This window comes from Methylobacterium sp. Leaf469, assembly GCF_001424745.1.
GTDB lineage: Bacteria > Pseudomonadota > Alphaproteobacteria > Rhizobiales > Beijerinckiaceae > Methylobacterium.
Genome location: NZ_LMRE01000023.1, coordinates 41,573 through 65,183, shown reverse-complemented (window position 1 = coordinate 65,183; position 23,611 = coordinate 41,573). Strand labels below are relative to the sequence as shown.

Below are 23,611 nucleotides of genomic sequence, written 5' to 3'. Positions count from 1 at the left end.
CGAGAACCGCCGCCCTGGAGACCAGGGGCGGCGGCGAACGCTCAGAGAAAAATTTGGGCCTGTACGGGCTCAGTGCAGCGAATCGGTGTCGCTTCGAAGCCGGTTCATCTCGTCCTTGAGAAGGAGTTTCTTTCTCTTGAGTTCTGCGATGCGCAGGTCGTTCGCCGAGGGACTGTGCTTGGCGTCGTGGATCTCCCGCTCGAGGGCTTCGTGCTTCCGGGCGAGCTGGGTCAGGTGCGTCTGCAGTGACATGAGTGTCTTCTCCTGTCTCGTTTCGACGAATCGGAGACTGACATATGTGAAGCCGGCTGTCGAAGGCTATTGGCGGCCAGGCTTGCGGGTTTTTCCGGACCGGCCTCGGGCGTGGTTAATCGGCTCCTGTGAGACCTTGCCTGTGCAGGCCGCGCCGGGGGTTCTTGCCGTCGGCGGAGCGGTGCCGCATGGTCGGAGCACGGGAATCCCGGGGCTACAGGGTGCGATGGCGAGTGCGTTGAACGACGACGAACCGACGGCGTTCGCCGACGAGCTGGAGCGGCTCAAGCAGGAGCACCGCGACCTCGACGGCGCCATCGACGCCCTCGAACTGAGCGTCGCCGGCGACCAGCTCCAGATCCAGCGCCTCAAGAAGCGCAAGCTCTCCTTGCGCGACCGGATCTCCTACATCGAAGACCAGATCACGCCGGACATCATCGCCTGACCCAGGCCGGCCGGTTTCGCCGAACCGGGATGACGCGAGGGCTATGCAGGGCCCGCGAGATCCACGCGCGGAGAACGGGAAGGCCAAGCGTCGCCGGTTGGACGTGCGCCTCGACCGGCTGCCTCGCAGACTGTTGGCCCCAGAGCGTCGAAGTTTGGAAGCGGACGATCCAAGAGGGCGACGCTGCGGACCGAATTTCTCCTGACCGTCCTCTCAACGCAACTGACGATCGCCATCCCCCCGGGCACCCATGGGTGGGTTTCTGGGGACGGACGATCCTAAGACCCGAGGGTTCGCGTGGTCGCCCGAGACGCCGACGCCGAGCTTCGCGATCTCGCAGCAGGGGGACGCGCTCTAAATGGATCGCGTTCTCACGACGCTCGCTGATCCGGCCTGAAAGGGCCTCGGATCATCGATCACCCATGCCGCAGACCGAGGGTGGGATCGCAGTGCGTTCGCGAGCACCCTGTCACGCTATCTCGCCCGCGAAGTACGCTACCAACGCCAGATACGATTTGTCCGATTGCAAAGGATGATCAGGATCGTCTCGCGCAAGCATCCAGGCACCCTCAAAGCACAGCAACCATTCCCCGACCTCGAAGAAGCGTTCCATATTGGAAGTGATCAGTTCCAGTTCCCGCAATCTCTGCATGACCGCCTCAAGCTCGGCGATCAGTTCGTTGTCGGTTCGGATCATAGCCGCCACCACTTAGTAATTACCCACCCCTGTGACGGCTGTGTTCAGGCTCCGACGTGACGCTGACCCAGAAACTGGTCCGCGCTGAGCGCAAGTTTTTCGGGCATCCTGAACCCTGAAGGAGGGTGGATGCCATGCCTCGCAAACGCTTCACGAATGAACAGATCGCCTTCGCCCTGCGGCAGGCGGAGAACGGCGCGACGGTGGACGAGGTCTGCCGGAAGATGGGCGTATCGGAGCCGACGTTTTAGCGCTGGAAGAAGCAGTTCGTCGGCATGGGCGTGCCGGAGATCCGACGGCTCAAGCAGCTGGAGGACGAGAATGGTAAGCTCAAGCGGCTGGTCGCCGACCTGACGCTGGACCGCTCGATGCTGCAGGACGTCCTCAAGGATCAGTGGTGAGGCCCGCCGTTCGCCGTGAAGTCGCCCGGTCACTTGCGGGTGACCTACGACATCAGTGAGCGTCGGGCCTGCCAGGCCACCGGCTTCGGCCGTTCGTCCCAGCGCTACAGGAAGTGCTCGGACCCTCAGGTCGCGCTGCGGATGCGGTTGAAAGAAATGGCCGCGGCGCGGGTGCGCTACGGCTATCGGCGGCTGCACATCCTGTTGCGACGGGAGGGCTGGGAGGTGAACCATAAGCGCACCTACCGGAACAACCCGCGACGAAGGGCTGTCGATCCGGTCCAAGCTGCCCAAGCGCAAGCGGGCTTGGCGGTATCGCCAGGGACGACCGGCGATCGGTGGACCCAACGAGGTCTGGGCCATGGACTTCATGGCCGACCGCCTGTTCGACGGGCGTCCGTTCCGGATCCTGACGGTCGTCGATTGCCACACGCGAGAGGCGCTCTCGCTCACACCGAGAGCCAACCTCCGCGCCTTCCAGGTCACCGAGGCGCTCGACGCCTCGGTCAAGCTGAGGGGACGGCCCAAGAGCTTGCGGGTCGACAATGGGCCGGAGTTCGCCGGTCGCATGCTCGACCAGTGGGCCTACCTGAACGGGGTCGAGATCGACTTCTCACGACCGAGCAAGCCGACCGACAACGCCTACGTCGAGTCGTTCAACGGCCGCCTACGAGCGGAATGCCTGAACGCCTCGTGGTTCCTGTCGCTGGCTGATGCCCGCGACCGCATCGAGGACTGGAGGTGCCACTACAACGACGATCGACCCCACACGGCCCTGGGCGGCTTGACGCGCCGAGCCTTCGCCAACCAAGCTGTCACAGCCCGAGACCTTGCATAGGCCGTGGACCACAAACGGGGTCAACTCCAGACCGACGATGCACTAACTTCGAACTTGGGCCACCGCATGGGGGCAGGCCAAAGCAGGGACCAGCGGGGGGGCATCCAAACCCTGCTAAATAATTGATGATAAACAATATTATCGGTTTGCCGCCAATTGGCGATGACAGGCTCATCGCCAATTTCGCCCGGCCTCTCCATAATGTATCTTTCCTGAGAACCCTTGCAGAACACTTCCGGAACGCATAACCTGTTCGCGATTTGTTTCTGTGGCTTAGTGCCGCTTTGTACTGTTCGAGGACGGGTGCCGTTCATGTTGACTCGTAAGCAGCTGGATCTGCTCCAGTTCATTCAACAGAAGATGAACGAGGGGGGCGTACCGCCGTCGTTCGATGAGATGAAGGATGCCCTCGACCTGAAGTCGAAGTCGGGCATCCATCGGCTGATCACGGCGCTGGAAGAGCGTGGTTTCCTCAGGCGCCTCCCCAATCGCGCCCGCGCCATCGAAGTGATCAGGATGCCCGAGAGTCTCGGCGGGCAGTCGGGCGCGGGCGCTGCGGCACCGACGGAGTCGCGTCGTTTCACGCCGAGCGTCGTCGAGGGGGGCAAGGGCAAGGGCACCGTCGAGCGCATGCCGGTTGCACGCCTGCCGACGACGCGAGCGACGGATGGCGACGGTCGTGCCATCACCATCCCGGTCATGGGCCGGATCGCGGCCGGTACGCCGATCTCGGCGATCCAGGAGCAGAGCCACTCGGTCACCCTGTCCCCGGACTTTCTCTCGGGTGGCGAGCATTACGCCCTGGAGGTGCGCGGCGATTCCATGGTCGATGCCGGGATCCTCGACGGTGATCTGGTGGTGATCCGCAAGCAGGACACCGCCAACACCGGCGACATCATCGTGGCTCTCATCGACGACGAGGAAGCGACCCTCAAGCGCCTGCGCCGGCGTGGATCGTCCATCGCTCTAGAAGCGGCGAACCCCGCCTACGAGACACGGGTGCTCGGGCCCGATCGGGTTCAGATCCAGGGACGCCTCGTCAGTCTGGTCCGTCGCTACTGAAGAGTCTCGCCCGAGCCTTCGGAGGGAGGTTCGGGTTCGTCTGTATCTGGCGCTGTCGGCGCGGTCGGGACAGCCGGCGTCGGGGTCCGCGTCGGTACCGTTTCCCGCACCGGGCGCCAGGGTACACTCTCGCCGGCGCGTCGTGCCGTGGTGATGATCGGATCGGCCTTTGGCGGGAAGCGGATCGTCGCGGCACCGTGGGCAGCCAGGAATGGACGGTCGAGCACGAGTTTGGCGGCGCAGGCCGGCGGTGCATCGCGACGGGTGATTAGAACGTCGGCACGGATGCAATCCTCGTGGAGAGCGCGTTTGTCGGTGACGAGTGCAAGCACTCTTCCGTCCGGCAAATGCGCCGTGCAGCCGAGCCGATCGCACCGAGCGGTCGAGAGGGCGGTGACGGTGCCGGCCCGGCGTCCATCGCCATCGGCCTTCAGCCATTGCTCCAGGACGAAGGCTGGCGGTTTCCCCAGGGTTGCGAGGCGTCCGTCCTGGGCGCGAATGGCGATTCCAGCTCCCTCGCGGTCGATATAGAGATCCGGCCGCGTCGCGCTCGCGGCCAGGGCTACGCCGACGGCCATCGGCAGGAGGCCGAGCCAGCGCAGCCGCGACACCGGTAGGGTGAGCGTGACGAGGCCAAGGGCCATCGCCGCGAGGGCGCCGGGTCCGAAGGCCGGGATCACGTAGGTGGCGCGATCGAACCCGGCGATCCAGGTGGAGATCGTCAGCATCCCCCGCACGGCGAGACCCATGAGCCACCAGACCGGCTGATCGAGGGCGAAGGGGTAGGCCAGGATGCCGAGTACCGCCGCCGGCATCACGGCGAGCGATACCAGGGGGAGGGTCAAGGCATTTCCGACGAGGCCGAAGGGCTGGACCGTCTGGAAGTGGTAGGTCGCGAACGGTGCCGTCGCGAACTGTGCGACCAGGGTCGTCGCAAGTGTGCCCATGATCGCCGTGGCGATCCAGATCGCAACGCGTCCGAGGGGACCGGCGCTTTGCCCGCGCAAGCTCACGGCGCCGATGAGCGGAGCGCAGGCGATGAGGCCCGCCACCGCCCCGAAAGACATTTGAAAACTCGGGCCGAGGAGCCCATCCGGCTCACGCGCCAGGGCGATAAGGGCCGCCAGCGCCAGATTGCGCATGCTCAGGGCCGGTCGGTCCACCAGGATCGCACCGAGCATCACCAGGGTCATGATCAGCGCCCGTTCGGCGGCGATATCCCAGCCGGAGAACACGCAATAGGCCGTCACACCCGCCATGGCGCAGGCGGCGGCGATCTTCTTGATCGGCCAGCGCAGGGCCAGCGCCGGCGCCAGCGCGAGAAGCGCGCGCACGAGCCAAAACACCACCCCGGCCGCCAGCACCATGTGAAGACCTGAGATGGACACGACGTGATAAATTCCCGCCGCGCGCAGGACATCATTGGTCTCCGCGTTGATGAGGCCGCGTTTGCCCGTCACCAGGGCGGCCGCGACGGCGCCGGCCTGCCCGCCATTGGCGTCGGTGATGCGGCGCGTCAGGGCGTTGCGGGCGTCGTCGACTGCAGCGGCGAGCCGCAAGGACCGTGGCAAATCCTCCGGGGGCGGCCGCACTTGGATCGTGCCGATGAGGGAGCCCACCGCCCCGATCCCGCGAAAATAGGCATCGCGGGCAAAATCGTAGCCGCCCGGCCGCGCCGCTTCGGGAGGCGGAAGCAGGCGCGCCGTCGCGGCGATGCGATCACCGGGTTTCAGCGGCGGTGCCTTCTTGAACGACACCCGCACCCGACGGGGCCGCTGCTCTGTCGCGAGGGTGCCGAAGCTCTCGACACGAACGATGAGTCGTGCGCCCTCCTCTCGCTCGTCGAGGGCTTCGATGAGCCCGACGAGGGGCGCGATGGTGGTTCTGGCCAGCACCGGGCTCGCCACCTGCGCGAGGCGGAACGTGGCGGCCGTAAAACCAAGGAATGCGGCGACGAGCCCGACGAGAACGGCCAGGACCATGGGTCTGGCCGCGAAGACGGGTGTCAGAGCGATGAGGATCGCCGCAACGGCGAGCGGTGCCCCCAGGGATGGCGGCCCGGAGGTCGCAGTGAAGCAAAGCAGCACCCCGAGGCCGAACGCCACCGCGAGCCAGGGAAAGAGTCGGCGCTGTTCGACCTCCCGGGAGAATCCAGCGGCGACACCCTCGTGAAGCGTGCCGAGCCACAGGGACGGCGCGGGAACGCGGGCGGCGGCGCGCACCCACATCCGTCCGGCGGTCCGTGCGCCTCCCTGCCCCATCCCACGACACCTCCGGGCGTGACCCGCGTGCGACCCTTCACCATTCCGAGGGGTGGGGGTGACGATTTCTTAACGCCTGCCTTCGCGCATGCTACATGCCCATCCCCGGGCCGGTCGATCCGCCGTCCGCCTGCTTCCCTACAGAGTCTAAGCCAAGATCGATGTCGTCCACCGTCGTCACGCGCTTCGCGCCCTCCCCAACGGGCTATCTTCACATCGGCGGCGCGCGCACCGCCCTGTTCAACTGGCTCTATGCCCGTCGCTTCGGCGGCCGGATGCTGCTGCGCATCGAGGATACGGATCGCGAACGCTCGACCCAGGTGGCGATCGACGCGATCCTCGACGGGATGCGCTGGCTCGGCCTCGATTGGGACGGCGATGTCATCTACCAGTACGCCCGGGCCGACCGGCACCGGGAGGCGGCGGAGACTTTGCTCGCGTCGGGGCACGCCTATCGCTGCTACGCGACGCCGGACGAACTCACGGCCATGCGCGAGGCGGCGCGGGCCGAGGGCCGGCCCCTTCGCTACGATGGCCGCTGGCGCGACCGCGACCCGTCCGAGGCGCCCGCCGGGGCGAAGCCGGTGATCCGCCTGCGCGCGCCGCTCGAAGGCGAGACCGTGGTCGAGGACGGCGTGCAGGGACGCGTCGTCTGGCAGAACCGAGACCTCGACGACCTCGTGCTCCTGCGCTCCGACGGCAACCCGACCTACATGCTCGCCGTGGTGGTGGACGACCACGACATGGGCGTCACCCAGGTTATCCGCGGCGACGACCATCTGACCAATGCGGCGCGCCAGCGCCAGATTTCGGATGCCCTCGGCTGGGACGCACCGGCCATGGCGCACATCCCGCTCATCCATGGGGCCGACGGGGCCAAGCTGTCGAAGCGCCACGGGGCGCTGGGCGTCGACGCCTATCGCGATCTCGGCTACCTGCCGGCGGCTTTGCGCAACTACCTCGTGCGCCTTGGCTGGAGCCACGGCGACCAGGAAGTGTTCTCCACCGACGAGATGATCGCGGCCTTCGATCTCAAGTCCATCGGGCGCTCGCCCGCGCGTTTCGATTTCGCCAAGCTGGAGAATCTCAACGGGCTCTACATCCGAGGCGCCGACGACGCGGATCTCGTCGCAGCCCTCGACGGCGTGCTGCCGGCCCTGGGCCCGTCGCGCGGCATCGCCTCGCCCATGGCACCCGAACTCCGCGAGAAGCTGATTGCGGCGATGCCCGGCCTGAAGGAGCGGGCGAAGACCCTCGTAGACCTCCTCGACAGCGCCTACTACCTCACGGCGGCCCGCCCCCTGGCCCTCGACGACAAGGCCGCCTCCCTCCTCGGCCCGGAGGCGCGGACCCGCCTCTCCGCGATCCTGCCCGCCCTGGAAGCGCTTCCGGAATGGAGCGCTGCCGCAACGGAAGGCACCGTGCGCGCTTTCGCCGAATCGGCGGCCGTGAAGCTCGGGCAGATCGCGCAGCCCCTGCGGGCGGCGCTGACCGGGCGGGCGACCTCGCCGCCGGTCTTCGACGTCATGGCCGTGCTCGGGCGCGAAGAGTGCCTCAGTCGCTTGCGTGATCAGGCCACCGCCTGACGCGGCGGGTTTCGCTGGCATCGATGCGGAACGCCAGGGCCGAATGACAAACCGGCCTGGATTTCGCTTCGTGGCGTTCGTGACGCGGACGCTCGGTTGAAGGCGGTCGACCGATCCGCTAACCCGATGCTCGTGTGAGCAAGTGCAGCATGCGTTGCCCTTGCGCCCCGGAACCGGGTTGGTGAACCATCGCCACACGGGCCGGCGCCGCCCCGCTGCCACGAAAGGGTCCACGTCTCCATGAGCGCCACCAGCACCATCACCGTGGGCGACGCGCAGGTCGAGTTGCCGATCAAGACCGGTACCATCGGCCCCGACGTCATCGATATCGGCCAGCTCTACGCCAAGACCGGCAAATTCACGTTCGACCCGGGTTTCACCTCGACCGCGTCGTGTGAATCCAAGATCACCTACATCGACGGCGATGCCGGCGTGCTGCTCTATCGCGGCTACCCCATCGACCAGATCGCCGAGAACGGCGATTTCCTCGAGACCTGCTATCTCATGCTGTTCGGCGAGTTGCCGACGCCGGCCCAGAAGGCCGACTTCGATTACCGGGTCACGCGCCACACCATGGTGCATGACCAGATGAACCGATTCTTCCAGGGGTTCCGCCGCGACGCACACCCGATGGCGATCATGGTCGCCTGCGTCGGCGCCCTGTCGGCGTTCTATCACGACTCGACGGACATCTCGGACGACAAGCAGCGCATGATCGCGAGCTTGCGCATGATCGCCAAGATGCCGACACTCGCTGCGATGGCCTACAAGTATTCCATCGGCCAGCCGTTCGTCTATCCCAAGAACGACCTCGACTATACGTCGAACTTCCTGCGGATGTGTTTCGCGGTGCCGTGCGAGGAATTCAAGGTCAATCCGATCTTCGCCCGGGCGCTCGACCGGATCTTCATCCTCCACGCCGATCACGAGCAGAACGCTTCGACCTCCACCGTGCGTCTCGCCGGCTCGTCGGGGGCCAACCCGTTCGCCTGCGTCGCCGCCGGCATCGCCTGCCTGTGGGGACCGGCCCATGGCGGCGCCAACGAGGCGGCCCTGAAGATGCTCGAGGAGATCGGGCACCCTGAGAACGTGGCCAAGTACGTCGCCAAGGCCAAGGACAAGAACGACCCGTTCCGGCTCATGGGCTTCGGTCACCGGGTGTACAAGAACTACGATCCGCGTGCGCGAATCATGCAGAAGACCACCCACGAGGTGCTCGGCCAACTCGGGATCAAGGACGATCCGCTGCTGGAGGTCGCCGTCCAGCTCGAGAAGATCGCTCTCGAAGACGACTACTTCATTGAGAAGAAGCTCTACCCGAACATCGATTTCTACTCGGGCATCACCCTCAAGGCGATGGGCTTCCCGACTTCGATGTTCACCGTGCTGTTTGCGCTCGCCCGCACCACGGGCTGGATCGCCCAGTGGGCCGAGATGATCGAGGACCCGTCTCAGAAGATCGGCCGGCCGCGTCAGCTCTATATCGGCCCGGACAAGCGCGAATACGTGCCCCTCGATCAGCGCGCCTGAAGGCGGGGCGGCTCATCCGGTAGAGGGCGAGCCAGGGACAGTGCAGCCGGGTAGGGTTTATCCCGCCCGGCCGTACCCGCTACGTGGGCGGAGGCATGCGGCCTTCGCCGCCCGGAGGCACCCATGATCCTTCCGAATGGGCTGTCGGCCTTTCCGATCACACCGGCGGATCCGAGCGGATGTGTCGATGTCGGGGCGTTGCGTCGGCTGGTTACGCCCTTGCGCGATGCCGGGGTCGATTCCATCGGCCTTCTCGGCAGCACCGGCTCGTACCCGTATCTTAGCCGGCAGGAGCGGCGTCGCGCCGTTGAAGCGGCCCTGGATGCAGTCGGCACCGATGTTCCGATCCTCGTCGGCGTCGGCGCCCTGCGGACGGACGAGGCCGTGGCGCTGGCCCAGGATGCCCGAGCCATGGGGGCCGCGGCCGGGCTGCTGGCCGCCATTTCCTATACGCCCCTGACCGAAGACGAGGTGTTCGCGCATTTCGTGACCGTCGCCCGAGAGAGCGGCCTGCCGCTCTGCATCTACGACAATCCCGGCACCACCCATTTCGCCTTCACGGCCGCGCTCGTCGGACGCCTCAGCCGTGAACCCGGCGTGATCGCCGTCAAAAGTCCGGCCTGCGCACCGCCGGAGATCACCGCACATCTGCAAGGCTTGCGCGAGGCCGTCCCGGCCGGTTTCTCCCTCGGCTACAGCGGCGACTGGAACACCGTCGACGCTCTGCTGGCTGGGGCCGACACCTGGTACAGCGTCATGGGCGGATTGTTTCCGCAGACCGCCATGGCGATCGTGAGGGCCATCCGGACGGGAGACCATATAGCGGCACGGGAGTTGGACGTACGATTGCAGCCGCTCTGGAGCCTGTTCAAGGAGTTCTCGAGCCTGCGCGTGATCTATGCCTATGCCGATGCCCTCGGGGTCTGCCACACCGACCCGCCACGCCCGATCCTACCCCTTCCGGATCGCGTACGGGACCGCGTCGTGCAGACCTTACGTGGTTTGGATCTTCGCTAAGGTCCTCGCCCCGGATCCGATCGCGCCGACAAGCGGATGAGACGCGGGCGCCAGATACCAAGAACCACGTTGGCCGTCGCGACCGCGAGGAGAACCCAGAGGGTGTTCGCCTCGGCGCCGAGGGATTGGCCCAGCATGGCGAGATCGGCCTTGCCGATCAGGGCGCCGGCGCTGAGGTCCGCCTCCTGCTGCATCGGTCCCTGAACGTAGACGAGGCCACCTTCGAACATCAGCACACCTGTGGCGAGCTTCACCCAGGCCCAACCCGCATTGTGGAAGGCGCGTTGTGCGAGGGCGAGCAGTCCGGCCAGCAGCGTCAGAGCGAGAGAAGGGAGGAAGATCCAGGACGCCACGGCGCCCATGGCTCCGCGCATCAGCGCATAGCCGGCGAGGGACGAGGACGGGGGCGTGAAGCTCAGCATCACGACGAGGCAGGCCATCGCCCCCATGACGCCGATGGCCCCCATGGTGTGGAGGAATTTGAGCGTGCGTCGCACCGTACCGAGCCCGCCGTACGATTGGGTCCGTGCAAACCTATCGTACGCCGTACACCCCGTCGATCAGGTCACCCGCGTCGCGCCCAGCACGATTCGGGCCGCACGCCGGCTCGGTTCCTCGCCACCGGGCAGCCGCATCAGGCCGTCGATCCGCGACAGGGCCTCGATCTGCGCGTCGCGTGCCGGCCCGCCGGCCAGAAGAGGCGCCAAGGCCTCGACGAGGCGCTGAGCCGTGCAATCGGCCTGGATGAACTCCGGCATGGCGTTCTGCGCCAGAATCAGGTTCGGCAGCACGATGGTGGGCACTTGGATCAGGCGCCGGGCCACGGCCTCCTCGATACGCGAGACCTTGTAGGCGACCACCATCGGCACGCCGGCCAAGGCAAGTTCGAGAGTCACGGTGCCGGAGGCCGCGAGCGCCGCGCGGGCACGCCTGAAGGCCTCATGCTTGGCGGCCTCGCCGTACACGAGGCGCACCGGGGCGTCCCACGCTCGCGCCAGGCGTTCGATGAGGGCGCGGTGGCGGGTGACGGCAGGCAGCACCGCCTCGATCTCACCGAAGCGCTTCCTGAGCTGCCCCAGGGTCGCGCCGAACACAGGCATCAGCCGCTCGATCTCCGAGCGGCGTGACCCCGGCAGGATCACCAGGGTCGGTGGCGTCGCCGCGCGCGCCTGCGCCTCCCGGGCGTCGGGCCGTAGCTCCTCCAGACGCTCGATCAGGGGGTGACCAACATAGGTGCAGGCCGGACCGCCGAGGCGGCGATGGGCTTCCGGCTCGAACGGCAGCAGGGCGAGGACATGATCGATGAACGGCCGCATCTTCGCCGCGCGCCAGGGCCGCCACGCCCATACGCTGGGCGACACGTAATCGACGATGGGCAGGTCCGGCATCCGCTTGCGCACGCGTGACGCGACCGCATGGGTGAAGCCCGGACTGTCGATGATGACGAGGATATCGGGGCGGGCGTCCACCACGTCGCGCACGGTCTGGCGGATGCGGCGCAGCAGGGTTCGCAGCCGTGCGGCCACGGGCAGGTAGCCCATCACCGCCACGTCATCGATGGGAAACAGCGAAGTGAAGCCTTGCTCCGTCATCGCCTCGCCGCCGACGCCGCCGAACCGGATCGGTCGGTCCGACAGGTCGCGCAAGCCGCGCATGAGCTTGGCGCCGAGCTGGTCGCCCGAATCCTCGCCCGCGACGAGCCAAATCTTCCTTGGCGCGGTCTTGTCGCTCATGCGTCGATCCCCAGACCGACGAGGAACAGGCCTGCGCGATCGGCGGCTGCGATGGTCGCGGGCCGGTCGATGATGAGGGTGAACCCGGCCTGGATCGCGAGGCCGGCGCAGCCCGCCGCCGCCGCCGCCGCGATGGTACGCGGGCCGATGGCCGGTAGATCGACGCGCAGGTCCTGCCCGACCTTTGCCACCTTGACGAGAACGGTGCCGGGCTGGCTCGCTCCCAGACCGAACGGCTTACGGCCGAGCGCTCGCGCGCGGGCGAGCATCCGGTCGGTGCCCTCGGGACCCTCGACGGCGACCGCGCGCTGGGCCACCACCACGGCGGCCTGCCCGACGTCGTAGGGCGCCAGGGCGCCCAGGAGAGCGCGCCCCGTATCGATGGATTCACGGGCGGCGGCATCGGGCACGTGCCGTCCCATGACGCCCTCGGGGCTCAGGAGATCGGGGGCCACCTCATGGACGCCGACGACGCCGTGGCCGTTCTCTTCGAGCAGCGCCAGGGCCCCGCGCAAGAGCCGGTCGTCGCCGCCACCGGCGATGGCCTTGAGGGCGTCCCGATTGCGCAAGGCCGCGGCGGCGTTGAGGATGGCGGCCGGGTTCGGCCGCGAGACGCCGCCGGCCGGCACCACGCTCACCGGCCCCCAGGCCTTGAGGATGGCCAGCACCCCGGCGATGTCGAGGAGATCGACGGTGGCCTCCGCCCGAGCCCGCATGCCACGCTCTGCGAAGCCCCGGATCGCGAGAATGCGGAACGGACGCCCGGCCCGGTCCAGGGATTCGGCCACGAGCTCGGGCAGACGTCCTGCTCCGGCGACAAGGACGAGGGGAGCCGGCAGGGCTCTCAAGGCGCGCCCGGCGTCTCGCGCGGGGTGCAGATCGAACGCTTGCCGCCGGCTCGGATGAACGCGACGATCTCGGCGACGCCCCGATGGGTATCGAACTCCGCCGCCACGTCCTCCACTCGCTCCATCAGCGTTCCCTCGGGGGCGAACAAGAGGCGATAGGCGCGGCGCAACGCATGGATATCCTCGCGGGCGAAGCCCCGGCGCTGCAGCCCGATGATGTTGAGACCCGACAGATAGGCTCGGTTGCCCAGTGCCATGCCGAAGGGAATGCAGTCGTTCTCGAGGGCCGACATACCGCCGACGAAGGCGTGCGCCCCGACGCGGGCGAACTGGATCACCGCCGCGCCGCCGCCAAGGATGGCGAAATCGCCCACCGTGCAATGGCCGGCGAGCATGACGTTGTTGGAGAACACGACCCCGTTGCCGACCCGGCAATCGTGCCCGACATGGGAGTTGGCCAGGAAGGTACAGGTGTCACCGACCGTGGTTTCCAGGCCGCCGCCGGCGGTGCCGGGGTTCATGGTGACGCCTTCGCGGATAAGGCAATCGGCGCCGATGGTGAGCGTCGACGCCTCCCCGCGGAATTTCAGGTCCTGTGGTGGATGGCCGATGGAGGCGAAGGGATAGAGGCGGGTGCGCGATCCGATGGTGGTGGAGCCGGCCACGACCACGTGGCTGACGAGCTCGCAGCCATCGCCGAGCCTGACCTCCGGGCCGACATGGCAGAACGGTCCGATGCGGACATCGGCCCCGAGGATCGCGCCGTCCTCGATCACGGCACTCGGGTGGATGCCCACCACAGCGGTCATTCCGTCACCAGCATGGCGCCGATCTCGGCCTGCGCCACCAGGGTGTCACCGACACGGGCTTCACCCCGGAACCACCACATGGTGCGGCGCTGATTCAGCTTGGTCATATGGTAGCGCACGGTGTCTCCGGGCACGACGGGCTTGCGGAACTTGCACTTGTCGATGGTCATGAAGAACACCTGCTTGGCGCGCAGATCGTCGGTCATGATGTGCTGGCAGCAGATGGCGCCGGCAGTCTGAGCCATTCCCTCAATGAGGAGCACGCCGGGGAATACCGGCAGACCGGGGAAGTGCCCGGTGAATTGCGGCTCGTTGATCGTGACGTTCTTGATGCCGACACAGGAGCGGTCACCGTCGATCTCGACGATCCGGTCGATCATGAGGAAGGGATAGCGGTGCGGCAGGAGTTCCAGAACCTTCTGGATATCGGCCGAGCCGAGCTCGCGCGGCATCTCGTTCATCGATCGGATCATCTCCCTGACACGCGGCGGCGCTTCCGGCGCTTCGCCCCGCTCGTTCTCGTATCCGCCATTCGAAAAAAGGCGAAGTCTTTGTGGTTGAGGTGAAGTCTTTCGGCAGAAACTTCGCCGGATGCAACCCCCGGGCGGGGGAAGTCACGTGTCCCTGTCGGACAACCGGTCGCGCGTGTTCCGCCGTGAACCCAGCTCACGCACGTTGACCAGCCAAAGCTTCAGTGCGAAATCGTACCATAGGATGGCGGAAGGCATCTCTGGACCGTGCGCCATCAAGATGTGGGTCTCATGTCCGTCAACCACCCGTCCGCTGTTCCGGTTCGGCGTTCACGTGATCGCACCGGCCGCCCCGTCGCTTCGCAACAGCCGGAAGCCACCTGGGGTCATCAAACGACCGACGTGAGTTTCGGCTCGGCACTGCAGGCGACCGGCTTCTCGACAGCCCAAACCGGTGAGAACGGCGGATCGCTTCGCGTCGGCACCCGCCAAGGCGTGAACCGTTTCAGGCGCAAACTCGAGAGTCACGTCGCACTCGGGAGCCAGGAAGGGGATGCCGTCGAGCGGCTGACCGCTTCGTCGGAAACTTTCTCCGCACGGTCCGACCTGACCGCCCGGCACGAAACGAAGGGCGGACGCCTGATCCTGATGGAAGGGTTCGCCTGCCGCTACAGTCTGCTGACGGGGGGGCGCCGCCAGATCACGGCCTACCTCGTCCCCGGGGACAGCTACGATCTCGATGCGGCAGCGTCGAACCGGATGGACCACGGTGTGACGACGTTGACCTCGGCTCGCATCGTGCGCGCCGAGTCGTCGACGATCGAGGCGTTGGTGCAGGATCACCCAAGCATCGCAGGGGCCTTGCGCGCTGCCGAGAAGGTGGAGGAGGCGACCCTGCGCGAGTGGCTCGTCAACATCGGAGCCCGCCCGGCTCTCGAGCGGATCGCGCACCTGTTCTGTGAAATCGAGCTTCGCCTTCGGGCCGTCGGGCTGGTCGAGAACGACCGCTGCGACATGCCGATCACGCAATACGATCTCGCCGATACCGCCGGCCTGTCGAGCGTCCACGTCAACCGGACCCTGCAGGAGTTGCGCCGTCAGGGCCTGATCACCCTGACGGGACGCGCGTTGACGATCCACGACCGGCCCTCGCTCCGAGCGTTGGCGGGCTTTGAGGCCGGCTATCTCCGCCTGCGGGAAATGGCCTGAGCGTCAGGCCTTCGGCTCCTTCGACCCGTCGCCGCCGGAGCGTTCCGCGAGTCGTGCGAGGGTGGTGAGTTCGCGGAACCACGCGCGAACCGGCTTGGCCGGCGTGCCGCCCCAGCGAGAACCGGGCGGTACGTCGCGGTTGACGTTGGACGACCCGGCGATCTGTGCACCCATGCCGATGCGCAGGTGGCCGACGACGCCGACCTGCCCGCCGAGCACCACGTAATCCTCCAGGGTGGTCGAACCGGAAATGCCGACACCCGAAACGATGACGCAATGTCGTCCGATGACCACGTTGTGGGCGATCTGGACGAGGTTGTCGATCTTGGTCCCCTCCCCGATCACCGTATCGCGGCTGGCACCCCGGTCGATGGTGGTGTTGGCACCGATCTCGACATCGTCCTGAACGATGACCCGACCGATCTGGGGCACCTTGAGGTGGCCGCCCGGCCCCATGGCGAAGCCGAACCCGTCCTGGCCGATGCGGGCGCCGGGGTGGACGATGACGCGATTGCCGAGCAGGGCATGGGTGAGCGTCGAACCCGCGCCGATGGCGCAATCCCGCCCGACCCGGACGTTCGGGCCGATCACCGCGCACGGACCGATCACCGTTCCTGAGCCGACCTCGGCGCCCGGACCGATCACTGCACCGGGATCGATACGGACACCCGTTTCGAGGCGGGCCTCCGGGTGGACATGGGCACCGGGTGCGACCCCTTTTGAACCGAAGACGGAGGCTGGACGCATCGCCTCCGGGTAGAGCCGGGCCAGGAGGCCCGCATAGGAGCGGTAAGGATCACGGGTGATCAGTGCAATGGTGCCGGTCGGCACACGGGCGGCGAAACGCGGCGAGACGAGGCACACTCCGGCCCGCGTCTGAGCCAGGGCGTCACCGTAGCGGGCATTGTCCATGTAGGCGATATCGCTCGGGCCGGCGCTCTCAAGGGGCGCGGCACCGTTGAAGATTGCCTGCGCGTCCGCCGCGGGGGGGAGAGAAACGCCGGCGGCCTCGGCGATGGCGCCGAGGCTGAGGGTGGTGTCGGGCGTGATGAAGATCGGATCTGCCATGACCGGAAACGCGCCGCCCTTGGAAAAGGGCGACGCCTTTGTCGTTAGAAGCGCGAGCCGCCGGAGAACCGGAACGCCTGAAGCTGATCCTTGCCGATGCGGAAGTTGGTGCCCGGGACCTTCACACCTTCGTCCTTGGTGAGGGCGTAGGCATAATCGAAGCGGATCGGTCCGAGCGGAGAGTTCCACAGGATCGAGGCACCGATGGACGACCGGATGACCGCCTTGTCGTGAACGTTCACGCACTCCGGTTCGACACCGATGGTGGCCGAATTGAAGTTACAGACGCCGCCGGGTGCGATGCCGTTGATGAAGGCGTCGCCATTGACGTTGAACTGCGTGCGGCCGTTGTAGCCGAACAGGGTACCGGCATCGGCGAAGACTGCGCCCTTCAGGCCAAGATCCTTGGGAATACCCCAGATCGGGAACTGGACCTCGACGGTGCCGCCCACATAGGTGCTGCCGCCGATGGCGTTGGACCGGCTGTCGGCGATGCCGACGTCGCGCGGACCGATGCCGTTGGGCGCGAAACCACGAACCAGCGACGGGCCGAGGAAGAATTGGTCCGTGATGCGCAGGGGCTCGTCGTTGAGCGCCGAGATGTGACCGCCCTGAAGCCGGACGAAGCCGACCACGTCCTCGTAGAACTCCTTGTAGTACCGGGCGTCGCCGGTCACGCGGAAGAACTTCGAGTCACCACCGAGGCCCGCGAGGTCAGGCTTGAGTTCGGCGTAGAGGCCGTTGCGCGGCAGGCCGATGTTGTCGAGGGTCGAGTAGGCCAGAGTGAGGCCGGCCAGCGACGTGAGAGTGTTGCCCTGCGAGCCCTTGAGGGCGATGGAGGCTTCACCGTCGAAGGCACAGTTCGGGTAGGCCGCGAGGCCCGACACGTTCTGGCCATTGGCCGTGAACGTGTTGTTCGGATAGACCGCCGTGTAGCCCGGGATCGGGTTCGAGCAGTCGTTGTACGGCCGGCGGATGGTGTTCGGGACGCGCAGCTCGGTGTTGTAGAGCGAGTAACGCAGGGTGATACCGAACTCTTCGGTGATCGGCAGGCCGACGCGGAGCTGGCCACCGTACACGGTGGTCTCGTAGCGCGAGTAGCGGGTCTGGTCGCTGTACTTGTAGAACGCGTCGAAGCCGGCGGCGAGGCGGTAGCCGAGGAAGTACGGCTCGGTGAACGAGAAGTCGACGCCGCGGGCGTACTGGCCGGCGGTGCCGGCGACGCGGACGTACTGGCCGCGGCCGAGGAAGTTCGACTCGGAGACCGAGACTTCACCGATGATGCCGTCCTGGGTCGAGTAGCCACCGGCGACCGAGAACGAACCCGTGGGCTGATCCTCGACGTCGATGTTGATGACCACGCGATCGGCGGCCGAGCCCGGCTCGTTCGAGAACCGGACCTTCTTGAAGAAGCCGAGACCGTTCAGGCGACGCTCCGCCCGGTCCGTGAGGACGCGGTTGTAGGCATCACCCTCGGTGATATCGAGCTCGCGACGGATGACGTAGTCGCGGGTGCGGGTGTTGCCGCGGATGTTGATGCGCTCGACGTATACGCGCGGACCGTCCTCGACAACGAAGCCGAGGGCCACGGTACCGGTGGCCGGATCGCGCTGCCCGGTGGGACGCACCTGGGCGAAGGGGAAGCCCTGGCGGGCAACCTGGTTCGTCACGCCACTGAGGGTGCGCTCGACATCCTCGGCGTTGTAGACATCGCCGACCTGGGCGCGAACTTCGCCATCGAGACCCTGCGTGTCGAGGCCGGGAAGGCGCGAATCGATGGCGACGGCACCGACCTTGTACTGCTGGCCTTCCTCGACCACCACGTCGATCACCCAACCGGCATCGGTCTCGGCCTCGACGTAGCGGGCATCGGCCTTGACGACGCGGAAATCGGCGTAGCCGTTCTTGAGGTAGAAGCGCCGCACGAGGTCGAGATCGTTGGTGATCCGGTCGGGATCATAGACATCGGAGGTCTTGATGAACGACAGGAAGTTCATCTCCGAGGAGGACATCAGCTCCTTGATCTTCGACTCGGAGTATTCCTTGTTGCCCGATATGTTGATCGCCTTGATGCCGGTCTTGTCGCCTTCCTCGATGACATAGATCACGTCCAGGCGGCCGTTGGGCAGATCGACGGTGCGGAAGCTGACCTTGGCGCTGCCGCGGCCCGAGCGACGGTAGATCTCGCGGATGCGCTGCATGTCGGCGGTGACGATGCCCTGATTGTAGGGACCACGCGCCTTGGCTTCGATCTCACCCTCGAGGGTGGCCTTCTCGACCTTCTTGTTTCCCTCGAACACCACCCGGTTGATGATGTTGTTCTCGCGCACGCTCACCACGGTGCTGCCGCCGCTGCGCGACACCTTAACGTCGGAGAACATGCCGCTCGCCAGGAGGTTGCGGCGGGCTTCCTCGGGCGAACCGGAGGCGGTGCCGGTCACGTAGGACCGGATCGTGTCGGAATCGACGCGCTTGTTACCCTGGACGACGATCTGCTCGGCCTGCGCCACGCCGCCGAGAACAAGCCCTGCGGCCGTGGTGGCGACTAGGACGATGGTCCGCTCCGCCGACTTACGTCGGCGCTTTCCCGTCATCGACATCATGTAATCGCCCGTCTCTTTTATTATCAGTACGGGTTCGCACCCGCGGACAGGCGCCGGTTTGCCCGGTCGTCCCGTCGTCTGGTCCCAAGCTCAGCTTCTAGCGGGTTTCCCGGTCGAAGCAAACGTTGGGGTCACCCGCTCACAGGGGATTTTGGGGACACGTGGCCTTCCGGTCACTTAACGCCGAAACGCCATCGCCGAACATGGTGAACGAAGCCACAACGCGGCTTGGCCGCGCGGCGGATGCGCCAGCGCGGCCAGTGATTTGATCGAGTCTGAGGCTTGCCTGGGGGAACGTCGATCAGGTGCCGCGCGACCCCCAGGAGGCACCGAGATTGAGGACGTCGTTCCAGGCCGCGAACAGCATCAGGAACAGCACCAGGGCCAAACCGATGCGGAAGCCGATTTCCTGCGTACGCTCGCTCAGTGGCCGCCCGCGCACGGCCTCGAAGGCGTAAAACAGAAGGTGTCCGCCATCGAGCAGGGGCACCGGAAACAGGTTGAGAAGGCCGATGGACACCGACAGAAGGGCGATGAGGCCGATGAGTCCGCCCGCACCGCTGACCTTGGCGACCTCGCCCGAGACCCGGGCGATGCCGATGGGCCCGGAGAGCTGATCGGCCGATTCACGCCCAGTCACGAGCTTGCCGATGTAATCGATGGTCCGGTCGACCACGAAGTAGGTCTCGTAGACGCCCTGACCCACGGACTGGAGCGGGCCGTAATGGACGAGCTTGGCCTCGCTGCCCTTCGGACCCTGGATGCCGAGGCGACCGAAACGGTGCCGCCCGAACGGGGTACGTTCCTCGACGCCGTCCGGCACGGCGGTGAGCACCTGCCGCTCGCCGTTGCGCTCGACGGTGATGGCGAGGCTGGAACCGGCGCTGGTGGTGACCGAACGCTGCATGTCGGTAAAGCTGTTGACGGTGGTGCCGCCGATGGCCCGGATGATGTCGCCGGGCTGGAAGCCGGCGCGCTCGGCCGCGCTCCCTGCCATCACCGCCTCGACGCGGGCCGGTGTCTCGTAGCGTCCGCCGAAGTAGATCGCTCCGGAGAACAGCACGATGGCGAGGAGGAAGTTGGCGATGGGACCGGCGGCGACGATGGCGGCGCGCTTGGCCAGGGGCTGCGTCGGAAAGCTGGTGGCGCGCTCCTGGGGGCTCATCCGCGCCACCGCATCGGGGTCCGGCACGCTGGCACCGTTCGCGTCGCCGTGGAACTTGACGTAGCCCCCGAGCGGCACGGCCGAAAGCTTCCAGCGTGTGCCGTGACGGTCGTTGAAGCCGAAGAGTTCGGGGCCGAACCCGAGGGAAAAGGCGTGGACGCCGACGCCGCACCAGCGTCCGACGAGGAAGTGCCCCATCTCGTGAACGAACACGACGACGCTGAGCACGATCAGGAACGGGATCACGTTGCCGAAGAATCCGGCGGCTGTCCCGCCCATCGCGTTCAGAAAGTCCATCGTCGATCCTCGAAGCGTCCTGCCGGCAAGCCAATCCGCCTGTAGCAGATCGGGGCCGGGGCCGGCGAACGCAAATGCGCCAGCGTGGTTCTGGCGTCGCACTGGGGCAAAGACCAGCCGAAAAGCCGGTTTTCCTGCGATTTGGGTAAAGAGGGAGGGCTTGACCCGAAGCTCGCCGCGACGCGCTCCGGGCGGGATCAAGCCGCCAGGGCTTCGCTGCTCCAGGCCCGCACCTCGGCGTCGATGGCCAGGGCTTCGTCGACATCCGACGGTGCCTGCCGGTAGAGCCCTGCGAAATGGGTACAAGCGCGCTCGACCAGATCGGCGATCCCGTAGAAACCGATGGCGCCACTGATGAAGGCCGCCACCGCAATCTCATTGGCGGCGTTCATCACCGTCGGGGCCGCACCGCCGTCGCGCAGGGCGGCCCTGGCGATCCGAAGGCACGGGAACCGTATCTCGTCGGCGGCCTCGAAGGTGAGACTCCCCACCGCCGCGAGGTCGAGGGAACGGCCCCGCGCGATGGTCAGCCGCTCGCCGAGCCCCAGGCAATGGGCGATGGGCACCCGCATGTCGGGCATGGCGAGCCCCGCCGTGACGGCGCCGTCGCGCCAGGTGATGAGGCCATGCACGATGGATTGTGGGTGGACGATCACGTCGAGGCGCGCCGCCTCGATGGCGAAGAGGTGATGCGCCTCGATGAGTTCGAGGCCCTTGTTCATCAGGGACGCCGAATCGATGTTGATCTTCATGCCCATGGACCAGGTCGGATGGGCGGCGGCCTCCGCGGGCGAGGCGGCGGCGATGCGTTCGGCGGTCCAGGTGCGGAACGGCCCGCCGGAGGCCGTGATGGTCATGGTGGCGATATCCGCGACCTTGCCGTCACCGAGCGCCTGGGCGAGGGCGTTGTGCTCGGAATCCACCGGCAGGAGGGTGGCTCCGTAGCGAACGGCGTCCCGCATGAAGGCGTCGCCGGCGCAGACGAGGCTCTCCTTGTTGGCGAGCGCCACCGTGCGACCCAGGCGGAGCGCGGCGTGGGTCGGGCGAAGACCAGCGGCTCCGCTCACGGCGGCCACGACGATGTCGGCATCGCGTGCCACGGCCTCCAGCACCGCGCCTTCGCCAGCGCCGTTGGGGATACCGGTGCCGGAGAGGAGATCGCACAGGGCCGCCCCCTGTGATTCGTCGGCCAGCGCCACGAAGTCGGCACCGATTTCGCGCGCGAGCTTCGCGATCGCGACGGCGTCACGGCCGCCCACCAGGGCGCCGATGCGGAAGCGCTCGGGATGCTGGCCGAGAAGGTCCGTGGTGGATCGGCCGATGGAGCCGGTGGCACCCAGGATGGAAACGGTGAGACTCAACGGAGACAATCCTTCAGACCGCGCCCATGCGATGCGCGAGGAGATACAATCCGGCCAGCAAGGCCACGGCGGCGAAACCGTCGAGACGGTCCATGACCCCGCCGTGGCCGGGGATGGAGCGGCCGGAATCCTTGACGCCCCAGTGCCGCTTCAGGGCGGATTCGGCCAGATCGCCGGCCTGACTGAAGATCGAGGCGGCGGCGCTGACAGCGCCCACGATGGCAAGTGAGGTCGCCGCGAGCGGGCTCCAGCCGTAGCCCCGCGCCAGGGCGACGAGGCCGATGCCCGCGGCGGTTCCGGCGGCGAGACCACCGAGCGCGCCCGACCACGTCTTCTTCGGGCTGACACTCGGCATCAGCTTCGGGCCGCCGAACGTGCGGCCTGTGATGTAGGCGACGACATCGGTGGACCACACCACCGCGAACATCCAGGCGGGCCCGAGGATGCCGATGCCGGGATCGTCGCGCAGACCCGGCGGAACGAGGGCGACCACGGCGCCGCCGGCAAGGCCCGCCACCGCGCGGCCCCGCGCCGGACCGTCCTGGGCCAGGACGAGCAGACCGAGGGTCCCCGTCGCGGCGACGGCGAGGAATACGACGGGGGTGGCTCCCTCCCGGAGGCACAGGGAGAGGCCAGCGAGGGTCACGCCGATGATCGTCAGGAGCAGCCGGCGCGGGCCGGTGCGGCTCATGCCGATCCACTCCGCGGCGCCGACGAGGGCGGCGGCCAGCCAGATGAAGGCGAACGGTCCGCCGCCGAGGATCAGGGCCGAGACCACGAGGATCGCAAGCACCACACCAGACACGAGGCGAAGCTGGAACTCGCGCCCGCTCAAGGGATTGCGCCGCACACCCGGGGCCGCCTCGCTCGGGCTTCCCATCAGCAGGTCTTGTCGCTGAGACCGCCGAAGCGCCGGTCGCGGCGATGGTACTCGCCGATGGCCGCCACGAAGGCGTCGTGGTCGAAGTCCGGCCACAGGGCGGGCGTGGTCACGTACTCGGCGTAGGCCGTCTGCCACGTGAGGAAGTTCGACAGACGCAGTTCGCCCGAGGTGCGGATCACCAGATCGGGATCGGGAATGCCGGTGGTGTCGAGGGCCGCCGTGATGGCGTCGATGTCGATGTCGTCGGGGCTCGTACGGCCCTCGGCGCAGGCTCGGGCGAGGGTGCGCACGGCGCGGACGATCTCCTGGCGACCACCGTAGTTGAACGCGACCACCAGGGTCAGGCCGGGATTGGCCCGGGTCATCGCCTCGGCCTCGTCCAGAAGGGCGACGATATCGGCGCTCAGGCCCTCGCGGTCGCCGATGATCCGCACGCGCACGCCGTTGCGATGAAGCTCGGCCAGATCGCGGCGGACGAACAACTTGAGCAAGCCCATGAGGTCGGCGACCTCCGCCGGCGGACGGCGCCAGTTCTCGGACGAGAACGTGTAGATGGTCAGGTAGCGTACGCCGAGGTCGATGGAGGACCGCACGGCCCGACGCACGGCCTCGACGCCGCGGCGATGGCCCTCGACGCGGGGCAAACCCCGCCGTGCCGCCCAGCGTCCGTTGCCGTCCATGATGATGGCGACGTGCGCGGGCGCTGGCAGCGCGAGGCCGGCGGGCAGCACCGGCGCCGCACCGGACACGGCCGGCGAGCGGACTTCGAACGCCGACGCGCCCTGCCCTCCCACCATCCCGGCTTCGATGTGACGCGCGCCCTCAGTTCGACCCAACGCGCCCCTCCCCCGTGCTTCGTCCCGTTCGGACGGCAATCCGCCGAACGCTGGAACCGTGATCGATCAAATCGAACCGCGGTCCCAGAACCTTCCCTCGTCCTGCGTCCTTACGACGAACTCAACATCCAAGTCGTCGCAGAGCGCAGGGGAGAATCGTCTCGGATACCCGCTCCAAGACGATGCTCCCGATCCTCGGTCACGCATCGGCTGTTGCGAAAGCCGGTGTCCACCTCTCAG

20 protein-coding genes and 1 pseudogene are annotated in these 23,611 nt (G+C 67.1%); 7 read left to right on the top strand and 14 right to left on the bottom strand.

Annotation, left to right across the window (positions count from 1 at the left end; translation table 11 throughout):
• Positions 1-69 precede the first annotated feature (69 nt).
• Positions 70-252, bottom strand: coding sequence for a DUF465 domain-containing protein (locus ASG60_RS11485; RefSeq protein ID WP_056261054.1), 183 nt, complete (start codon positions 250-252; stop codon positions 70-72).
• 226 nt (positions 253-478) lie between these two features.
• Between ASG60_RS11485 and ASG60_RS11480 the strand changes: the two genes are divergently transcribed.
• Positions 479-697 (top strand): DUF465 domain-containing protein, encoded by a 219-nt coding sequence (locus ASG60_RS11480; protein ID WP_056173172.1) that lies wholly within the window; start codon positions 479-481, stop codon positions 695-697.
• Between the two features lie 469 nt (positions 698-1,166).
• Here ASG60_RS11480 and ASG60_RS11475 read toward each other — a convergent pair whose 3' ends face one another.
• A complete protein-coding gene (locus tag ASG60_RS11475; protein ID WP_156398876.1) occupies positions 1,167-1,394 on the bottom strand; it encodes a hypothetical protein in 228 nt (75 codons plus the stop codon).
• 134 nt (positions 1,395-1,528) lie between these two features.
• Between ASG60_RS11475 and ASG60_RS22735 the strand changes: the two are divergent.
• Positions 1,529-2,633: pseudogene (locus tag ASG60_RS22735) on the top strand (IS3 family transposase).
• A gap of 312 nt (positions 2,634-2,945) precedes the next feature.
• Complete coding sequence (gene lexA / locus ASG60_RS11460) at positions 2,946-3,695, top strand: transcriptional repressor LexA (protein WP_056174092.1); 750 nt, start codon at positions 2,946-2,948, stop codon at positions 3,693-3,695.
• On the opposite strand, the gene ASG60_RS11455 is transcribed toward lexA, so the two are convergent.
• Positions 3,689-5,956, bottom strand: coding sequence for a ComEC/Rec2 family competence protein (locus tag ASG60_RS11455; RefSeq protein ID WP_056385671.1), 2,268 nt, complete (start codon positions 5,954-5,956; stop codon positions 3,689-3,691). The two genes, lexA and ASG60_RS11455, sit on opposite strands and share 7 nt — an antisense overlap.
• A 161-nt stretch (positions 5,957-6,117) precedes the next feature.
• On the opposite strand from ASG60_RS11455, the gene gltX reads away from it, so the two are divergent.
• The 3 genes from gltX to ASG60_RS11440 all read left to right on the top strand — a co-directional run bounded on the left by gltX (position 6,118) and on the right by ASG60_RS11440 (position 10,089).
• Positions 6,118-7,542, top strand: coding sequence for a glutamate--tRNA ligase (gltX, locus tag ASG60_RS11450; RefSeq protein ID WP_056385669.1), 1,425 nt, complete (start codon positions 6,118-6,120; stop codon positions 7,540-7,542).
• Between the two features lie 240 nt (positions 7,543-7,782).
• Positions 7,783-9,072 carry a citrate synthase gene (gene gltA, locus ASG60_RS11445; RefSeq protein ID WP_056385667.1) on the top strand — a complete coding sequence of 430 codons (1,290 nt, stop codon included), beginning with the start codon at positions 7,783-7,785 and terminating at the stop codon, positions 9,070-9,072.
• 123 nt (positions 9,073-9,195) lie between these two features.
• On the top strand, positions 9,196-10,089 hold the full coding sequence (locus ASG60_RS11440; RefSeq protein ID WP_056385665.1) for a dihydrodipicolinate synthase family protein: 894 nt from the start codon (positions 9,196-9,198) through the stop codon (positions 10,087-10,089).
• Here ASG60_RS11440 and ASG60_RS11435 read toward each other — a convergent pair.
• From ASG60_RS11435 to fabZ, 5 genes are all read right to left on the bottom strand, one after another.
• Positions 10,086-10,586 carry a hypothetical protein gene (locus ASG60_RS11435; RefSeq protein WP_056385663.1) on the bottom strand — a complete coding sequence of 167 codons (501 nt, stop codon included), beginning with the start codon at positions 10,584-10,586 and terminating at the stop codon, positions 10,086-10,088. The genes ASG60_RS11440 and ASG60_RS11435 overlap by 4 nt on opposite strands.
• 63 nt (positions 10,587-10,649) lie before the next feature.
• The gene (gene lpxB, locus ASG60_RS11430) at positions 10,650-11,822 is read right to left on the bottom strand and encodes a lipid-A-disaccharide synthase (RefSeq protein ID WP_056306072.1); all 1,173 of its coding nucleotides are present in this window, start codon (positions 11,820-11,822) and stop codon (positions 10,650-10,652) included.
• On the bottom strand, positions 11,819-12,670 hold the full coding sequence (lpxI, locus tag ASG60_RS11425; protein ID WP_056262795.1) for a UDP-2,3-diacylglucosamine diphosphatase LpxI: 852 nt from the start codon (positions 12,668-12,670) through the stop codon (positions 11,819-11,821). The genes lpxB and lpxI overlap by 4 nt, the downstream gene beginning before the upstream one ends.
• Entirely contained in the window at positions 12,667-13,479 is an 813-nt protein-coding gene (lpxA, locus tag ASG60_RS11420; RefSeq protein ID WP_056173150.1) for an acyl-ACP--UDP-N-acetylglucosamine O-acyltransferase, read from the bottom strand. The genes lpxI and lpxA overlap by 4 nt, the downstream gene beginning before the upstream one ends.
• On the bottom strand, positions 13,476-13,940 hold the full coding sequence (gene fabZ / locus ASG60_RS11415; RefSeq protein ID WP_056174090.1) for a 3-hydroxyacyl-ACP dehydratase FabZ: 465 nt from the start codon (positions 13,938-13,940) through the stop codon (positions 13,476-13,478). The genes lpxA and fabZ overlap by 4 nt, the downstream gene beginning before the upstream one ends.
• Before the next feature lie 300 nt (positions 13,941-14,240).
• Between fabZ and ASG60_RS11410 the strand changes: the two genes are divergently transcribed.
• Entirely contained in the window at positions 14,241-15,158 is a 918-nt protein-coding gene (locus tag ASG60_RS11410) for a Crp/Fnr family transcriptional regulator (RefSeq protein WP_082531748.1), read from the top strand.
• Between the two features lie 3 nt (positions 15,159-15,161).
• Here the strand turns inward: ASG60_RS11410 and lpxD are convergent, their stop codons facing one another.
• The 6 genes from lpxD to ASG60_RS11380 form a co-directional block, all read right to left on the bottom strand.
• Positions 15,162-16,226, bottom strand: a complete 1,065-nt coding sequence (lpxD, locus tag ASG60_RS11405) for a UDP-3-O-(3-hydroxymyristoyl)glucosamine N-acyltransferase (protein ID WP_056385660.1) — start codon at positions 16,224-16,226, stop codon at positions 15,162-15,164.
• 44 nt (positions 16,227-16,270) lie between these two features.
• Positions 16,271-18,829, bottom strand: coding sequence for an outer membrane protein assembly factor BamA (bamA, locus tag ASG60_RS11400; RefSeq protein WP_056173144.1), 2,559 nt, complete (start codon positions 18,827-18,829; stop codon positions 16,271-16,273).
• A 301-nt stretch (positions 18,830-19,130) separates the two neighbouring features.
• Entirely contained in the window at positions 19,131-20,291 is a 1,161-nt protein-coding gene (gene rseP, locus ASG60_RS11395; RefSeq protein WP_056262789.1) for an RIP metalloprotease RseP, read from the bottom strand.
• A 197-nt stretch (positions 20,292-20,488) separates the two neighbouring features.
• A complete protein-coding gene (gene dxr / locus ASG60_RS11390) occupies positions 20,489-21,652 on the bottom strand; it encodes a 1-deoxy-D-xylulose-5-phosphate reductoisomerase (protein ID WP_056385658.1) in 1,164 nt (387 codons plus the stop codon).
• 13 nt (positions 21,653-21,665) lie between these two features.
• Positions 21,666-22,532, bottom strand: a complete 867-nt coding sequence (locus tag ASG60_RS11385) for a phosphatidate cytidylyltransferase (RefSeq protein ID WP_056385656.1) — start codon at positions 22,530-22,532, stop codon at positions 21,666-21,668.
• Positions 22,532-23,371 (bottom strand): isoprenyl transferase, encoded by an 840-nt coding sequence (locus ASG60_RS11380; protein WP_244476645.1) that lies wholly within the window; start codon positions 23,369-23,371, stop codon positions 22,532-22,534. Before ASG60_RS11380 ends, ASG60_RS11385 begins: the two co-directional genes overlap by 1 nt.
• Positions 23,372-23,611: the final 240 nt, after the last annotated feature.

Coding starts and splice junctions, on each gene's coding strand:
- ASG60_RS11485 (WP_056261054.1), bottom strand. CDS start 252: ATGTCACTGCAGACGCACCTGACCCAGCTCGCCCGGAAGCACGAAGCC.
- ASG60_RS11480 (WP_056173172.1), top strand. CDS start 479: ATGGCGAGTGCGTTGAACGACGACGAACCGACGGCGTTCGCCGACGAG.
- ASG60_RS11475 (WP_156398876.1), bottom strand. CDS start 1,394: ATGATCCGAACCGACAACGAACTGATCGCCGAGCTTGAGGCGGTCATG.
- lexA (WP_056174092.1), top strand. CDS start 2,946: ATGTTGACTCGTAAGCAGCTGGATCTGCTCCAGTTCATTCAACAGAAG.
- ASG60_RS11455 (WP_056385671.1), bottom strand. CDS start 5,956: ATGGGGCAGGGAGGCGCACGGACCGCCGGACGGATGTGGGTGCGCGCC.
- gltX (WP_056385669.1), top strand. CDS start 6,118: ATGTCGTCCACCGTCGTCACGCGCTTCGCGCCCTCCCCAACGGGCTAT.
- gltA (WP_056385667.1), top strand. CDS start 7,783: ATGAGCGCCACCAGCACCATCACCGTGGGCGACGCGCAGGTCGAGTTG.
- ASG60_RS11440 (WP_056385665.1), top strand. CDS start 9,196: ATGATCCTTCCGAATGGGCTGTCGGCCTTTCCGATCACACCGGCGGAT.
- lpxB (WP_056306072.1), bottom strand. CDS start 11,822: ATGAGCGACAAGACCGCGCCAAGGAAGATTTGGCTCGTCGCGGGCGAG.
- lpxA (WP_056173150.1), bottom strand. CDS start 13,479: ATGACCGCTGTGGTGGGCATCCACCCGAGTGCCGTGATCGAGGACGGC.
- fabZ (WP_056174090.1), bottom strand. CDS start 13,940: ATGAACGAGATGCCGCGCGAGCTCGGCTCGGCCGATATCCAGAAGGTT.
- ASG60_RS11410 (WP_082531748.1), top strand. CDS start 14,241: ATGTCCGTCAACCACCCGTCCGCTGTTCCGGTTCGGCGTTCACGTGAT.
- lpxD (WP_056385660.1), bottom strand. CDS start 16,226: ATGGCAGATCCGATCTTCATCACGCCCGACACCACCCTCAGCCTCGGC.
- bamA (WP_056173144.1), bottom strand. CDS start 18,829: ATGATGTCGATGACGGGAAAGCGCCGACGTAAGTCGGCGGAGCGGACC.
- rseP (WP_056262789.1), bottom strand. CDS start 20,291: ATGGACTTTCTGAACGCGATGGGCGGGACAGCCGCCGGATTCTTCGGC.
- ASG60_RS11385 (WP_056385656.1), bottom strand. CDS start 22,532: ATGGGAAGCCCGAGCGAGGCGGCCCCGGGTGTGCGGCGCAATCCCTTG.